The organism is Acidovorax bellezanensis (assembly GCF_025421555.1).
Taxonomy (GTDB): Bacteria; Pseudomonadota; Gammaproteobacteria; order Burkholderiales; family Burkholderiaceae_C; genus Comamonas; species Comamonas bellezanensis.
Window position 1 is genome coordinate 579634 of sequence record NZ_JAODYH010000004.1, and the last position, 15677, is coordinate 595310.

Here is a 15677-nt window from a genome sequence, read left to right on the forward strand (position 1 = left end):
GAGGACATTCCCATGAAACTCTTGCTTGCAGGCGCGAGCGGCCTGGTCGGCAGCCATGTGCTGCGACTGGCCCTGGCAGACGAGCGCATCACCCAGGTGACCGCCCCCGTGCGCCGGGCGCTGAGCATGTCCCACGCCAAGCTCCATGCGCCCCTGGTCGACTACGACGCCCTGCCCGTGGATGCCGCTTGGTGGCAGGCCGACGCCGTGGTCTGCGCGCTGGGCACCACCATCAAGGTCGCCGGCTCGGAAGACGCGTTTCGCCGTGTCGACCACGACTACCCGCTGGTGGTCGCGCGCCTGGCCCAATCGCACGGCACGCCCTGCTATGTGCTCAATTCCGCCATGGGCGCCCACCGGCAGTCGCGCATCTTCTACAACCGCGTCAAAGGCCAGCTGGAGTACGACCTGGCGCATGTCGGCTTCGCTTCGCTGACCTGTGCCCAGCCCGGCCTGATCGCCGGGGAACGCGCCGAACCGCGCACCTTCGAACGCGCCGCGACGCTGGTGCTGAGCGCGCTGGGCCCGCTGCTGCCCCGGCGCTGGCGCCTGTGCCCGGCGGAAAAGATCGCCCGTGCGATGCTGGAAGCCGCCATCGCCGCCCGGCCGGGGGTGCATGTCATTCCCGCCAGCGAAATGGCGCAGTGAGACCAGACCTGCCCGCCCGCACTGCGGCAGCCGCAGAATGGACGAACGCGCCGCGGGACGCTATTCTGTCCATCCGTCAATCCATGGGAGCTTAGAGTGAAACGCATTCTGCAGGTGGTGCTGGCCACTGCCGGCTTGTTGCTCGGCGGCGCCCATGCGCAGGAACGCACCGAGCAGGTGACGCTGAACGATGGTGTCACCGCGCTCAAGGGGGCCATCAAGGGCTACGGCCAGGTGAAATACACCCTGTCCGCGCCGCCTGGCCAGAAGCTGACGATCCAGCTCAAGACCAGCCACGCGAGCAACTACTTCAACGTCGCGCAAGCCGGCGCCTCGGAGGCCCTGTGCCAGGGTGCATTGACCAGCAATGTCTGCAGCGTGCAGTCGGCAACGGCGACCGACTATGTCATCGACGTCTTTCTGATGCGCAATGCGGCGCGGCGCGGCGAAAAGGCCAGGTACACGCTGACCGTGAACCCGCAATGAGCGGCACCCCCCCCACTTCACCAGGAAATCCCATGAAACTGATCGCATGGCTGGCGCCTTTGACCTTCTGTAGGTAGATGCAATAACTGGGATTTTTGTAGGCAAAAGCTGGGATTTCAAGATATGAAATTTCCAGCTCCCCGAGGCGACTATCGGCCAAAAGGAACTGCTGATGGATACTGCACTACCTCGCCGGAAGTAGATGTCTGATTGATACCTCTACAGCGCTTATCTGACTACTTCGAAGACCCTAGCAGGAGCGCCCGCATCCGGCGATGCCATCATTTCATCAAACGTTGCACCGACATGGCCAACGCACAGAGCACGCCGGCCACCGCTACCACCGTGAAGTAGTCTAAGCAAGCCATCAACGTTGCCTGTTGCGTGACCATCTGCGCGAGCTGAGCCAATGCCAAAGAGTCTGCATTGGCGCCAGCACCGTTTATGGTCAAGGCTTGGCTGAGCGCATGCAGCATCTGGGTGTAGATAGGATTGCCGTTCTCAAATCGAATGGCGAGCGCCGTGTAGTGTTCGGTGCTCCGCCACTGGAGCATCAGCGTCGACGAAGCCACTCCGAATGCGGTGCCGAACTGGGCCAGCATGTTCTTCAACTGCTGTGCATGCGAAAGAACGGCGTCGTGGTGCTGGACATCGCGGAAAGTATGCATTGCCGTCGTCGCCATCACGAACATCAGAAAAATGCCATTGAAGGCCAATGCGGGCAGGATATCGGTCCAAATATGCACATCGCTAGTCAGCCGCGACAGTTGGATGCCGAATATTGCCAGTGAGACAAAGCCAGCTACCAAAAATTTCTTCGGGCCAGGCCACTTGGGCAGTGCCCACATCATCACCAGCCAAGCCACCAATCCGCTGGACAGGCCCAGCGTCTGAACTTTCCCCGCTATCTCCCATGGAACGCCCAGTCCCCGCTGGAACATCACGGGCAGGATGTAGTTGTTAGCTCCAAGCAGCACGTAGCAAAGCATGAACAAAGCAACGCCGACGATGTATCGCGGGTGCTTGAGAGATTGGAGGCCCAGAAGCGGCCGCTCATGCCCGCGGATGGCGCGGAAGAAGTAGAACATCGCCAACGCCCCGCATCCAATGATGGTGAGGAGCATCGTGGCATCAGTAAAGAAGTCGTACTGACTCCGCTGGATGGCATACAGAATTAGGAAGCTACCGCTGGCCAGGCTCATGAAGAGCACTGGATGGCTCTGGCTTCGCAGGTCTTCCGGCACCAGTTCTGTGGGCAATGACAGAGTGGCGAAAACTGCAGCGGCGGCAGCGAGCAGCATCAGCAGCACGAAGATGCCATGCCAGTCATCGTGAGCGACCGACAGCGATGCCAGCCCTGGGGCAAAGGCAATGCCAGCAGCCAGGCCGGTCGCGAAATACTTGATGCCAGTAAATCGCTGAGGACTGGGTGGAATCAGGTTCACCAGTACCCGCCCCGTCGTCATGAAGGCTGCGCCTCCCAGGCCCATGATGACGCGACCAGTCATGAATGCTGGGTATGAGCCGCTGGTGGCGCAGATAGCGCTGCCGAGGATGAAGACACCAAGCGAGGCCAAGACGAAGTTTCTCCAACCGAGGCGTTCGACGAGCCAGCGCTGCTTGGAAATGGTCGAGATGGCCACCGCTGCGTAGGCCACCGTAGTCAGGCTGAACTCTTCGGGCGAAGCACCGATTTCACCCATGATGGGACTCGCTGCGAAGGCAATCATCCCGGACTGCAGGAACTCGAGCAGGGTCAGTAAGAAGATGACGGACAGCAACGCGAATGGCGGTGCGGTTTGGGCGGCAGGGATGGATGGAGGAGCCGTATGGAAGGACATCCTCCGACTTTATGGATGCACCAATGGATTGATAAGATAGCAAATCAGCAAAGAATTAGTGCTACAACGCACCAATCAATCTATGCAAGACCTGAACGACCTCTACTACTTTGCGGCAGTGGTGCAGCACAATGGGTTCTCTGCTGCAGCACGTGCGACGGGGGTGGAGAAAACACGTTTGAGTCGACGTGTGGCCGAACTGGAACGGCGCCTGGGTGTACGACTGCTGCAGCGCTCAACGCGCCGGCTGGCTCTCACCGAGGCCGGGCAACGGTTTCATGTCCTGTGCTCTGCGGCGGTCGAAGGCGCTGCGGCCGCATACGAAAGCATCGCTGAGATGCAAACGGAGCCCGCAGGGACTGTCCGCCTGTGTTGCCCCGTGGTGATGGCTCAGAGTTACATCGCGCCTATCTTGCCGGGCTACCTATCTCAGTACCCGAAGGTCAAGGTGTTTCTGGAGGCCACGGACCGAGCGGTCAACCAGATTGAGGAGCGCTTCGACTTGGTGTTGAGAGCCCGCCCGCAAATGGAAGGCGATGGCGGCATGGTGGTGAAGACCCTTGGCACGGCACGGCGCATTCTGGTGGCCAGTCCTGCCTTTCTACAGGCGAACGGAACACCTAGCAGCCTTGACGAACTGACGGGCTATGACGTGGTGAGCCAGCTCAGCGACCAGCCAGACGGTGCCTCCTTGTGGAGCCTCACCGACAACGATGGCAAGTCGCTAGGAGTGAAGCTGAATCCTCGGCTGGTGTCGAGTGACCTGCGCGTTTTGCATCAGGCAGCTCTGCATGGTATTGGCATCGCACTCATGCCGAAGCCCATCGTTGCGGACGCCCTGCGCAGCCATACGCTCGCTCAAGTGCTGCCTGAATGGACCGCGTCTGAGCATCTGATTCACCTCGTGTATCCACCCCCTCGGGGAATGCTTCCGTCGGTGCGCAGCCTCATCGACTACCTCGTTACCCATCTGCCACCAGCCATTCAGGGCGCGCGGCCTTAAGGCCTTCGCTCAGCCTTTGGCAGCGTCGCGGCGTTGACTCAACCGCTCCTGCAGGAACTCGATGAAGCGCTGCACCTTGGCCGGTAGCAAGCGTGTCTCCGTCAGCGCGTAAACCGGAGTCGGCTTACCTTCCCACTCGGGCAGAACCCGCTGCAGGCGTCCAGCTGCCACATCTTCTGCCACGATTTCCACGGGCAGAAGAACGATGCCCATGTCCAGGGTGGCCAGGCGGCGGAACATCCCGACGCTGTTGACCATGAACCGCCCACCAACGTCCACCTGGACCGTTTCTCCCGCTCTGTGCAGCTCCCACTTCGCGGCCTTGGCAAACCCAAGGCATTCGTGCTGGGACAACTCTGACGGATGCTGAGGGGCGCTGGATATTTTCAGGTAGCCCGGCGACGCATAGGCCTGAACCGACAAACGAGCCAGTAGTCGAGCAATCAGATTCGAGTCGCTTTGTTCGCCCATACGGATGGCCACATCAAAGGGCTCGGCGACCAAATCTACCCGCCTCGGCGTGAGGTCGAAATCGAAGGTGATGCCGGGATAGCGACGTGCAAATTCCGCCACCAGCGGGGCCATGTAAATGGTGGCGAAGTCGACCGGGAGCGAGGCGCGTAGCACGCCGCTGGGCTGCGCGAGCATCTCGCCTAGTTGCTCGTGCGCAATACGTGCCTCGTCCACGATGCGCCGGCTGCGCTCGTAGTAAAGCTGCCCAGCTTCCGTGAGCTCCACCTTGCGCGTCGTGCGATGCAGCAGCCGCAGACCAATGGCCTTTTCCAGGGCGCTGATGCGGCGCGACAGGGTTGAGTTCGGCACGCCCGTCACGTCGGCCGCGCCCCTGAAACTGCGTGCGTGCGCCACCTCCACAAAGAGCGCCATGTCATTCAACAGCTCCATTCTGATTGCTCCATTTATGAATCAATGTTTGCCATTTTCATATATTTATCTCCAGAGGGGAATAATAAACAATACGGACATCGCATTCACAGGAGAGATTCGATGTCTAAAGGAACTGCAGTTATCACCGGCGCCGCCAACGGTATCCAAGGATTCGCAATGAGCCAACTTCTGACCCCCGTCCGCATCGGCCGCGTTGTCGCCCCCAACCGCGTTCTGATGGCCCCCATGACACGTTCCCGCGCAAGCGAAGGCGGCGTTGTCGGCGACATGACCGTGACCTATTACGCCCAACGCGCCGGTGCAGGCCTTCTCATCACCGAGGGCGTGTTCCCATCCGCCTGGGGCAAGGGCTACGTGAACACCCCCGGCATCGAAACGGAAGAGCAGGTCGCAGCGTGGAAGAAAGTGACCGAAGCCGTGCACGCTCGAGGTGGTCGCATCTTCATGCAGCTCATGCACTGCGGCCGGGTCTCGCACCCTTCGCTGCTGAATGGACAGACGCCCGTCGCTCCTTCCGCTATCAAGCCCGAGGGACAGGCCTGGACGCCCGTCGGCCAAGTGGACTTCGAGACGCCTCGCGAACTGAATCTGGAAGAGATTGCCGGCGTGGTCGATGACTACCGCCAAGCGACCCGCCGCGCCATCGAAGCAGGCTTTGACGGCGTAGAGCTGCATGCAGCTTCGGGCTATCTGCCGGAGCAGTTCTTGTCCTCTGGAAGCAACCAGCGCACGGACCTGTATGGCGGCTCCGTTGAGAACCGCGCTCGCTTCGTTCTGGATGTGCTGGATGCCATGGCTTCCGAAGCAGGTGCGGACCGCGTGGGCATCAAGATTTCTCCGGAGATGAACTACAACAGCATCACCGATGCGGCTCCCGAAGAGACCTACACGTACCTCGTGGGCCAACTGCGCGAATGGAACCTGGCCTACCTGCATGTCGCGCTGTTCGGCAATCCCGCCGTGGACTACCACGCACTCCTGCGCCCGCTGTTCAACGGCACGTACCTGATTGGCAGCGGCCTGACCCAAGAGAGCGCTGAGAAGCTGCTGCAAGACAAGAAGGCCGATGCCGCCGTGTTTGGCGCGCCATTCCTCGCCAATCCCGACCTGCCAGAGCGCTTCCGCGTCGGTGCCGAACTCAACGCTCCGGACCGCAGCACGTTTTTCGCACCACCCACCGCCAAGGGCTACATCGACTACCCCGCACTAGTGCCCGCAGAAGTTTACTGAAATGGCATGACGCCACAGGGAGAAATCATCATGACCACTATCGCTCGTATGCAACGCGCCAACCGGGGAACCCAGTTCCGCGCATACCGCCTGCACGGTTCAGACCCCGCGCTGCTCGACCCCTTCATGGGCATCGACCATGCCTGGATGAGCGCGCCCACGTTCCCGCCCCATCCGCATGCGGGGTTCTCTGCCGTGACCTACCTGTTCCTTGATTCGGAAACAGGTATTGCCAACCGCGACTCGCAAGGCAACAGGACACTGATTGAGCCCGGAGGCCTGCATTGGACCGCGGCAGGACGCGGGGTGGTTCATGAAGAGAACCCCGCAGTGCGCGGTAGTACTACGCATCTGCTGCAAATCTTCGTCAACCTGCCCGAGGACCGTCAGAACGCAGCGCCATTCGCCCTGACCTTGCGTCCCCAGGATGTGCCTGTGGTGCAACGGCCAGGCGCACGGGTACGGGTTCCGTTGGGTGCCTTTGGCGACGCTCGCTCACCGCTGACGCCGCCCACCGAGGTCACGCTGCTGGACGTGACGTTGGAGCCCATGGCTGAACTTGAAGTTCCGGTGCCAGCAGGGCAACGCGCTTTCTTCATGCCGGTGTTCGGCAGTGCCGAAATCGACGGCAAGAGCTTTGGTCTGGACGACCTCGGTGCGCCCGTCATGCCGACCGTTCCCGATGCCACCACTCACAAGCTGGTGGCCAAGGCCGACGGCGCGAAGGTCGCCGTGTTTATCGGCAAACCGCTGCACCAACCCATTCTGTCGAATGGACCCATGGCCTTTGCGACCAAGGAAAGCCTTGCCGCTGCGGCCGCCGCCTATCACCGTGGAGAAATGGGAAGCCTGTAAGGGCCACCACGCACTTTCGGGGGCAAGTGACCCATCCGCCCCCATAACCACCTCAAAGGAGCTACGCCATGTCTGAACAATTCACCGCCGAAAACACTGCTTTGCTGCTCATCGACCACCAGGTCGGCACCATGCAGCTCATCAAGAACATCGACAAAGAACTCGCTGCCAAGCAGTCGATTGCATTGGCCAAGATGGCGAAGATTCTGAACATGCCGGTCGTCATTACGTCCAGCCAGGAAGACCGTGCCCAGGGCCCCATCCTCCCTGAAATCGCAGAAATCCTGCCCGAAGCGCATGAGGCACGCATCAAGCGTCCCGGCGTTGTCAACGCCTGGGCCTACCCCGACTTCAAGAAAGCTGTGCTGGCCACCGGCAAGAAGAACCTCATCATGGCTGGCGTGACCACCGACGTGTGCCTCATCTTCCCCGCTATCGATGCAGCCAAGGAAGGCTTTGGCGTGCAGGCTGTGATGGATGCCTCGGGCTCGCCAAGCGACCTGTCCGAAGAGTTCTCGCGTCAGCGCATGCACGACGCTGGCGTCGTGCTCACCGCCACCAACACGCTGATGGCTGAAATCGCACAGGACTGGTCCACGCCCACCGGCCAACAGCTGATTACGCTACTGTTCACCGACGTGTTCCCAGCCCTCGGCGCGGGCATCAACGAAAGCTGATGGAATGCATGTGGGCCGGAGCCCGCCGCGCTCTAGCCCACATGCTGCCTTACCAGACCTCAGAAAGCGTATCTGTGATGCCGTCGAATCAATCTGACATCGTTGTGGTGGGTGGCTCCCTTGCGGGACTGACCCTCGCCTTGGCTTGCGCTGCACGTGGCGTACCGGTTCAGGTGCTGGAGCGTTCCACAGAGAGGACGCAAGGAGGCGACAGCTTGAGCGTCGACTTGGCTGCGATTGCGAGAACCGTAGGTTACGACCCTCGAGTCCATCCAAGACTACCTGTTGTCCCGGCGTATAGAGATAGACACCTCACTACATGGCCGGCCTTGTATGGCTGGCTACGCGATAGGGTCAGGGACACACCAAGCATCTCTTTCCATGAAGGCCAGTCCGTTTCGTTCATACGGACGTTGAATGATAAGGCGCAGGTTGTCCTTGAGGACGGGTCGCAGATGCTTGCCGATGCTGTCATCGGTGCGGACGGATATCGCAGCGTTGTTAGACGCGCGATTTCGCCTGACGCACCTTATGCGCGCTACGCGGGCTATCTAGTGTGGCGCGGGTTGGTGAACGAGCAAGAGCTGGCTCGACCTATATCGTGGCCATCCGATGGCGGACTGTGGATTGATTTCGTGCAAGGCTACCGCTTGGTGGCAGCCGTGTTGCCAGGGCAGGACGGCTCCATGGAAATCGGACGACGCCAAGTCACATTCGCATGGTTCGACGCGCACCGCGATGTACTGCTGCGTGCGACAAATCGCCTAACGCCTGAAGGCTATCTGATGGGCACGTTGGGGCGCAGGAGCATCGACAAGGACATCCGTTCCGAGCTTTTGTCCATGATTCCCAGCCTTTGGCCCGACGTGTGGGCTGCGGCAGTAACACTCGGCGTGCAGTCGACAACTTCACTGAGCGGTGCACCTATTGCAGAGTACCTGCCCGAAAGACTCGTCTCCGGTCCTTTGGCCATTGTGGGCGACGCCGCTCACGTGGTTTCTCCGATGACCGGCAGCGGCTTTGCCACAGGGGTAGATGACGCAGCCTTGCTTTCCCGCGCGCTAGCAAAGCGCCGCCACGATGAGTCAATGGCGGCAGCGTTGCTGCGCTATGAGAATGCACGCCTGCCCTACACTCGAGCTCTGGTTGCTCATTCGCGCCAGCTGAGTGCGCAGTATGTCAACCACGCATCCGGGGTCGACCTCGTGCAAGAAAACTATCATGCGCCGCGGACGACGCTATAGGTTTAGCTTTTGATGGGTATAGCTTCCCACGCCGTTGCTAGCAGCAAGAGCGAAAAAAATTAGTGAAGCTTTATCCCGCCTTTTGCATGCAATTTGTCCCACGAATTGGTGAAAAAAACGGGCAAGTCATTGATTTCAAAGACTCAGAAATCCCGTTTATCGCATCCATCTACACCTTCATTGCCGGTTGCGCCGTACAGGCCGCGGACCGCCGACCCGCGGCGGCGGTGCCGGAAGCGGCATCGGCAGCAGTGGCCGCTTGCAAAAGCGCTTTGGCGCTCAAGAGCGGTGCCAATGCCGTGTTCGTGCTGCCCATGTCGCACGCGCCCATCCCGGGCGGCTACGAAGTGTTTCTCAGCCTCAAGGGAGCGCAGTGGCTTTGCATGACGGACTCGCGCGCCAACGTCAATCGGCTCGAATCGCGCTGAGCGGTGGTTTGGGGCTCAAAGCACAAAGCTTTCAAGCCCGCGGCATGCACACCAGGCCGGTCAACTGATCGAGCAGCATCTGCAAATGGCGCGCGCGCAGGGTTTCGCCCGTGAGATCGACTTGCAGCAAGCTGCGCCAGGTGGCGGCGTGGTCGATGCGAAAGCTGGACATGGCCGAAATCAGATAGTGCACATCGACGGCGGTGACCGTTTCCAGGAACAGGCCCTGGGCCACGCCGCGCTGCAGGATGCGCTCGACCGGTTCGAGCGCGGCCTTGCGCAACTGCTCGGTGCTGGAGATCTGGCTGAGCATCGCCCCGCCCTGGAAGTTCTCCTGCAGCACCAGGCGCGAGAACTCCTGGTTGTTCTCGTGGTACTCGAAGCTTTTCTGCGCCAGCGTGTGCAGGGCTTGCAGGGGCGGCAAGGCGTCGAGGTTGAGTTGCTCTTCCGATTGGCGGATGTCGGTGTAGCACTGCTCTATCACCGCCAGATAGACATCCTTCTTGTTGCCAAAGTAGTAGTACAGCATGCGCTTGGCACACCCCGCCTTGGCCGCAATGCGCTCCAGGCGTGCGCCGTCGTAACCGTAATTGGCGAACTCGGTCTTGCCGGCCTCCAGCAGAGTGCGGCGCATGTCCGCCGCCGCGTCCTGCGCTGAAAGTTCATGCTGCTCACTCACTGCCACATCTCCCTGCATACAAGCCGGCCAGCGTACCACGCGCCACAGGCGGCCTGCGGCCGAAATATTGCCGCCCGGTGCCATTTTCGGTCGTCGAGCGCAGGGACCGCCGCAGCGGTCACAGCCCATGGAAGCCTATTTATACCCGGGTGTTATTGACGCTTTAATTTAACCCGGGTATTATTCACCTCATCCAAGGCCAACCCGCTCGCACCATGACTTCTTCCTACACCAGCTTCCACGGCCACCAGCGCATCGCCTGCGGCAGCTTGCCGGCCAACGCCTTGGCGGTGAAGCATGCCCTGGCGTCCGGCCAGGCCCTGCCGCTGCTGACCTTTTGCGATCAGACCGGCAAACTGGTCGACATCGACTTGCGCGGCAGCGATGCCGAAATGCTGGCGCGCCTGGCGCCGGAGAGCACCCCAGCGGCGCCCCAGGAGTCCAGCGAGCCGCGTGGCCGCGGCCGGCCCAAGCTGGGAGTGGTCGCGCGCGAAGTCACGCTGCTGCCGCGCCACTGGGATTGGCTGGCGGCACAGCCTGGCGGTGCGTCCGTGACCTTGCGCAAACTGGTGGAGGACGCCCGCCGGGCCAACGTGGACCGGGACCAGCAGCGCCGGGCCCATGAATGTGCCTACCACTTCATGTCCAGCATGGCCGGCGATATGCCGGGCTTTGAAGAGGCTTCGCGGGCGCTGTTCGCCAACGACGCCGCCAAGCTCCGCCAGCAGACCGAAGCATGGCCGGCCGACATTCGCGATTACGTCAGGTTCCTGGCCGACCCGCTGCCGCGGGCCGACGTGGCTGCGCCTGCCGAAGACAAGAAAGGTGAATGATGACCCACAGAAAAGAGCTCAAACGGCAGTACCTGGAAACGACCACCCGGGCTGGTGTCTATGCGATCCGCAACCGGATCACGGGCCGGGCGTTGATTGCCGGCAGCACGAATGCGCAGGGCACGCTCAATCGCCACCATTTCGAACTGCGCCATGGGCAGCACCGCAATGCCCAGCTCGCCCTCGATTGGCGCGCGCATGGCGAGGCCAGCTTCCTGTTCGAAGTCCTCGATCTGCTCAAACCCAGCGACGACCCGGCGTTCGATGCCGCCCAGGAACTGGAAATGCTGGTGGGCCTGTGGCGCCAGGAAATCCCTTGCCAGGGCGAACTCGGCTATGACCAACCCAAAAGGCATGCCTGATGAAGACGCCTCCCGGCTTGTGCCTGGCGCCCTATCCACCCGGCGGCGGTGAAGCCCACCGGCGCAGCCGCAAAAACCTGCATGTAAGGACCACCCACCGTGCCCAAGACTAAAGCCAACGGAATAGAGATTGAATACGACTGCTTTGGCGACAGCGACGTGCCAGCGCTGGTGCTGATCTCCGGCCTGGGCACGCAGATGATTCGCTGGAGCGAGCCGTTTTGCCGCCTCTTGGCGGCACAAGGCTTGCGCGTGATTCGCTTTGACAATCGCGACGCGGGGCTGTCCACCCACTTCGAGAGTGCGTCCAGGCCCGATTTCACAGCCATCGCCGAGGCAGTGGCGCGCGGCGAAACGCCCGATGTGCCCTATACGCTGGGCGATATGGCCGACGACGTGGTGGGCTTGCTCGACGCGTTGAATATCCAGCGAGCGCACGTGGTGGGCCGATCCATGGGCGGCATGATCGCGCAACTGGTGGCCAGCGAACATGCGCAGCGCGTTCTATCGCTGGTCTCCATTATGTCGAGCACGGGCAACCCAGCGTTGCCGCAAACCAGCCCGGCCGTGATGGCGGCGATGACCGCGCCCGCACCCCATCCGAGGCAGGACGAAGACGGCTATCTCGCCCATTGCGTGGCTTTTTCGCAAGCGATTGCCGGGCCAGGCCATGCGTTCGACGCATCCGCTCAACGTGCGCAAGCCTTGGCCGAACTCCAGCGCGCCTACCAGCCTGCGGGGTTTTGGCGGCAGCTCGCCGCCATCGCAGCCGCCGGGGACCGGAGGGCACGGCTGGCGCGCATCACGACGCCAACGCTGGTCGTGCACGGGGCAGACGACCCCCTTATTCCCCCGGAAGCCGGCAAGGACACGGCGGCGAACATCAAGGGCGCCCAACTGCTGATGGTCGAGGGCATGGGCCACGATCTTCCGCCCCCGCTGTTTGGATGGCTGGCCGCAGCCATCGCCGACAACGCACGCCGCGCCCTAGCACGCTCCCACAAGGCTTGAGGCCATCCTCAGGAGCTCACAGCGGGCGTAAAAAAAGCCATGGAACTCGATTGAGCTCCATGGCTTGGGCAGGCTTGGCGACGACTTACTTGGTGCCGTCAGGCAGCGCGTAGGCGATCACATAGTCACCGCGGTCGGGCGACTGGCGGGCGCCGCCGGCCGAGATCACGACGTATTGCTTGCCCGTCTTGGGCGACTTGTACGTCATGGGGCCGCCCTGGCTGCCCACGGGCAGACGGCCTTTCCAGACTTCCTTGCCGGTGGCCGCATCCCAGGCGCGCAGGTAGTAGTCCTGGGTGCCGGCGAAGAACACCAGGCCGCCCTGGGTGGCCAGCGTGCCGCCCAAGGTGGGCAGGCCGACCGGCATGGGCAGGCCCATCTTGAAGCCCAGCGGGCCCGTGTCCTGGACCGTGCCCACGGGCACTTGCCAGGCCACCTGCTGGGTCTTCATGTCGATGGCCGTGAGCGTGCCGAAAGGCGGCTTCTGGCAAGGAATGCCCATGGGCGACATGAAACGGTTCTTGACCACCGCATAAGGCGTGCCGCCCAGCGGCACCTGGCCCATGCCGGTGTTGGGCGCTTCACCGCCATCGGACAGCGCGGCGTCGCGCTTTTGCGGCACCATCTTGACCCACAGGCCCAGACGCATGTCGTTCACGAAGATCAGGTTGTTGGTCGGGTCGGCCGAAATGCCGCCCCAGTTCATGCCGCCCAGCGAGCCGGGGAAGCTCAGCGAGACATCGGTATCCGGCACGGTGAACATGCCGTCGTAGCGCATGGACTTGAACTGGATGCGGCACATCAGCTGATCGAACGGCGTGGCGCCCCACATGTCGGCTTCGGTCAGGGTCTGCGTGCCGATCTGCGGCATGCCCACGGACAGCTTTTGCGTCTCGGGGTAGTACTCGTTCGGGATGTGACCGGGCTTCATCGCCACTTCCTCGACCTTGGTCAGCGGCGCTCCGCTTTGGCGGTCCAGCACGAAGATCTGGCCGGCCTTGGTGCCCACGACCAGCGCAGGCGTGGTCTGGCCGTTCTTGCCGGGGAAATCGATCAGCGTCGGCGCCATGGGGATGTCGAAGTCCCACAGGTCGTTGCGCACGGTCTGGTAGACCCATTTCTCCTTGCCGCTGGCCGCATCCAGCGCCAGGATGGAAGCGCCATATTTGCGATCCGCCGCGCTGCGGGTGGCGCCGTACAAGTCGACCGAAGCCGAGCCCATGGGCAGATACACCGTGTTGGAGCTGGCGTCGTAGGTCGTGCCGGCCCAGACATTCGCCGAGGAGCGGGTGTAGGTTTGACCGGGTTGGAGGATTTCGTTGGGCGTGTTGGAGCCCGCGTCGAAGGCCCAGCGCTGCGCGCCGGTGATGACGTCAAAGCCGCGGATCACGCCACCGGGCATGTCGACCTGCACGTTGTCGGCCACGCGTCCGCCGACCACCACGGTAGTGCCGGCCACGGTGGGCGCGGACGTCAGCGTGTAGTAGGCAGGGTTGGGCACGGCGCCAATGCCTTGCTTGAGATCGACCACGCCGCCCTGGCCGAAGCCGCTGCACAGCTGGCCGTTGTCGGCATCGATGGCAAACAGGCGCGCGTCGATGGAGTTCATCAGGATGCGGCGCTTGCAAGCGGCATCCGCGGGCAGCGACACCTGTTGCACCGGCGTCGAGCCGGGCACCGTGGGCTGGGCCAATGCCGCCTCGGCGTCGAAATACGCCAGACCACGGCAACGCTCCCAGACGCCGCCCACATGGGCGTTCACGTCCTGGCGCCACAGTTGCTTGCCGGTATCGGCATCGATGGCGATGACGTTGTTGCTGGGGGTGCACAAGAACACCTTGTCGCCCACTTGCAGCGGCGTCAGCTGGTCTTCGGCGCCCGCGCCCGTGGATTGGGGCGTGTCACCCGTGCGGAAGGTCCAGGCCACGGCCAGCTTCTGGACGTTGTCCACGTTGATCTGATCCAGCGCCGCAAAACGGTCGTTGTTGTGGCTGTTGCCATAGCTGTCCCAGTTCTTTTGTTCCAAAGCCGCCTCCACGGGCTTGCGCGTGGCCGCGGCCGCCCGGGCCTGCACTTCGGGGTGGATCTGGAACATGGAAACAAACGCCGCCAGGCCCGCCACCAGCAGCACGCCCGCCGCAGCGAACGGCGCCTTGCGCGAAGCGCTGCCGCCCGCGGGCTGGAGCAGCGGCATGCTGGCCGCCACCACGGCCGCGCCAAAAGTCATGGCCAGCAGTCGGGAGATCAGGCTCCAGTAATCCAGGCCCACTTCGGACAGCGCCCACAGCACGGTCGCGGCGTAAGTGCCCAGATAGCACCAGGCGCCCGAGAGGCGGCGGCGCACCAGCTGTACGCCGGAGGCCAGCAAGCCCAGACCCGCCAGCAGGAAGTACCAGCTGCCGCCCAGGCTGACGAGCTTGCCGCCGCCGACCAGGAAGAACAGGCCGGCGATCGCCAGCACGGCCCCCAGGACCCAAAGCCAAATGCGTGCCACCAGGGGCTGCGCCTGCGCTTGATGTTTCATATCAATCTCTCACTGAAATGGCCTTGACATGTGGGTGATTGCTCCACATACAGGCCTTTATTTGTTATGGGAAAAAAAGTCCATTGTTATGGGAAATAAAGTCCAGCGTTGGTTAGCGTGTACCGGAAGTTTCAGTAACTTGTGAAACTTCGACGGCGAACCCAGGCCAGCGCTGGCAAGCCTGCACACCGTCACTCCCGTCAAACGGTCATTCGAGCCGGCCCGTCAGGGGCACTGGCCTTCGGCGAGAACATGGGCGCTCCTGTGCCCCTGGCGCCGCACAACGACATGCGTGGCCTTGGCCGACGCGACGCATTCAACGCATGCGTAGCCCAGCGCCCGCAGGTCAAGCCCGGCGAACAGCGATTCGCCCCGACCGAGCAGCACCGGCGCGATCGCCAGGTGCAGTTCGTCGATCAGGCCTTCACGCAGATACTGCCGGATGGTGTCCGGCCCGCCGCCTATGCGCACGTCCATGCCGGCAGCGGCCGCGCGTGCGCGTTCCAGCGCGTCGTGAATGCCGCCGGTGATGAAGTGGAAGGTGGTGCCGCCTTCCATCACGATGGGGGCGCGCGCATGGTGGGTCAGGATGAAGACGGGAACGTGGTACGGCGGGTTGTCGCCCCACCAGCCTTTCCAGTGGTCATCCGGCCCATCCCCGCGAAAGGGACTGAACATGTTGCGCCCCAGAATCCAGGCGCCGACGTTGCGAAAGCCGCGGGCGGCGAAATCATCGTCCACTCCGGTCGTGCCGCCGTCCTTGCCGAACAAGGCCTTCTGGAACGTGCGCGTGGGCAGCAGCCACTGGTGCAGTTCTTCCCCGCCCAGGCCCAGCGGATGCTCGAGGTCCTGGTGCGGACCGGCCCCGTAGCCGTCGATTGAAACGGTGAAGCCCTCAACGCGAACCTGTGCCATGGTTTGCCTCCAGTCTGACTGAGATGGTAGCCAGC

The 15677-nt window shown here is 62.5% G+C and carries 16 protein-coding genes; 11 read left to right on the forward strand and 5 right to left on the reverse strand.

All coding sequences use genetic code 11. The features are described from left to right. Positions 1-12: 12 nt before the first annotated feature. Entirely contained in the window at positions 13-648 is a 636-nt protein-coding gene (locus N0K08_RS10865) for an NAD(P)H-binding protein (RefSeq protein ID WP_261500318.1), read from the forward strand. Between the two features lie 96 nt (positions 649-744). Then, positions 745-1134 carry a hypothetical protein gene (locus N0K08_RS10870; RefSeq protein WP_261500319.1) on the forward strand — a complete coding sequence of 130 codons (390 nt, stop codon included), beginning with the start codon at positions 745-747 and terminating at the stop codon, positions 1132-1134. A gap of 281 nt (positions 1135-1415) precedes the next feature. Here the strand turns inward: N0K08_RS10870 and N0K08_RS10875 are convergent, their stop codons facing one another. Beyond that, positions 1416-2975: an MFS transporter gene (locus N0K08_RS10875; RefSeq protein ID WP_261500320.1), complete on the reverse strand. Its 1560-nt coding sequence runs from the start codon at positions 2973-2975 to the stop codon at positions 1416-1418. Between the two features lie 82 nt (positions 2976-3057). Here N0K08_RS10875 and N0K08_RS10880 point away from each other — a divergent pair, with 82 nt between their 5' ends. Then, complete coding sequence (locus N0K08_RS10880; RefSeq protein ID WP_261500321.1) at positions 3058-3978, forward strand: LysR substrate-binding domain-containing protein; 921 nt, start codon at positions 3058-3060, stop codon at positions 3976-3978. Positions 3979-3987: 9 nt separating this feature from the next. Here N0K08_RS10880 and N0K08_RS10885 read toward each other — a convergent pair whose 3' ends face one another. After that, positions 3988-4881, reverse strand: coding sequence for a LysR family transcriptional regulator (locus N0K08_RS10885; protein WP_261500322.1), 894 nt, complete (start codon positions 4879-4881; stop codon positions 3988-3990). A 159-nt stretch (positions 4882-5040) separates the two neighbouring features. On the opposite strand from N0K08_RS10885, the gene N0K08_RS10890 reads away from it, so the two are divergent. From N0K08_RS10890 to N0K08_RS10910, 5 genes are all read left to right on the forward strand, one after another. Next, complete coding sequence (locus tag N0K08_RS10890; RefSeq protein ID WP_261500323.1) at positions 5041-6114, forward strand: alkene reductase; 1074 nt, start codon at positions 5041-5043, stop codon at positions 6112-6114. A 30-nt stretch (positions 6115-6144) separates the two neighbouring features. Continuing rightward, complete coding sequence (locus tag N0K08_RS10895) at positions 6145-6969, forward strand: pirin family protein (protein WP_261500328.1); 825 nt, start codon at positions 6145-6147, stop codon at positions 6967-6969. A gap of 68 nt (positions 6970-7037) precedes the next feature. Continuing rightward, positions 7038-7646, forward strand: coding sequence for an isochorismatase family protein (locus N0K08_RS10900; protein ID WP_261500329.1), 609 nt, complete (start codon positions 7038-7040; stop codon positions 7644-7646). Positions 7647-8101: 455 nt separating this feature from the next. After that, positions 8102-8890 (forward strand): FAD-dependent monooxygenase, encoded by a 789-nt coding sequence (locus N0K08_RS10905; protein WP_261500331.1) that lies wholly within the window; start codon positions 8102-8104, stop codon positions 8888-8890. Positions 8891-8976: 86 nt separating this feature from the next. Then, complete coding sequence (locus tag N0K08_RS10910; protein WP_261500332.1) at positions 8977-9318, forward strand: hypothetical protein; 342 nt, start codon at positions 8977-8979, stop codon at positions 9316-9318. A 31-nt stretch (positions 9319-9349) separates the two neighbouring features. On the opposite strand, the gene N0K08_RS10915 is transcribed toward N0K08_RS10910, so the two are convergent. Further along, positions 9350-9952 carry a TetR/AcrR family transcriptional regulator gene (locus N0K08_RS10915; RefSeq protein ID WP_261500333.1) on the reverse strand — a complete coding sequence of 201 codons (603 nt, stop codon included), beginning with the start codon at positions 9950-9952 and terminating at the stop codon, positions 9350-9352. Between the two features lie 260 nt (positions 9953-10212). On the opposite strand from N0K08_RS10915, the gene N0K08_RS10920 reads away from it, so the two are divergent. The 3 genes from N0K08_RS10920 (at position 10213) to N0K08_RS10930 (ending at position 12203) form a co-directional block, all read left to right on the forward strand. Continuing rightward, a complete protein-coding gene (locus N0K08_RS10920; protein ID WP_261500335.1) occupies positions 10213-10830 on the forward strand; it encodes a DUF2239 family protein in 618 nt (205 codons plus the stop codon). Continuing rightward, positions 10830-11192 carry a GIY-YIG nuclease family protein gene (locus N0K08_RS10925; RefSeq protein WP_261500337.1) on the forward strand — a complete coding sequence of 121 codons (363 nt, stop codon included), beginning with the start codon at positions 10830-10832 and terminating at the stop codon, positions 11190-11192. Before N0K08_RS10920 ends, N0K08_RS10925 begins: the two co-directional genes overlap by 1 nt. Before the next feature lie 99 nt (positions 11193-11291). After that, positions 11292-12203 (forward strand): alpha/beta fold hydrolase, encoded by a 912-nt coding sequence (locus N0K08_RS10930; protein ID WP_261500338.1) that lies wholly within the window; start codon positions 11292-11294, stop codon positions 12201-12203. Between the two features lie 85 nt (positions 12204-12288). Here the strand turns inward: N0K08_RS10930 and N0K08_RS10935 are convergent, their stop codons facing one another. Together N0K08_RS10935 and N0K08_RS10940 are read right to left on the reverse strand one after the other, a co-directional pair. Next, positions 12289-14727 (reverse strand): membrane-bound PQQ-dependent dehydrogenase, glucose/quinate/shikimate family, encoded by a 2439-nt coding sequence (locus N0K08_RS10935; RefSeq protein WP_261500339.1) that lies wholly within the window; start codon positions 14725-14727, stop codon positions 12289-12291. A 225-nt stretch (positions 14728-14952) separates the two neighbouring features. Then, complete coding sequence (locus N0K08_RS10940) at positions 14953-15642, reverse strand: dihydrofolate reductase family protein (protein WP_261500340.1); 690 nt, start codon at positions 15640-15642, stop codon at positions 14953-14955. Positions 15643-15677: the final 35 nt, after the last annotated feature.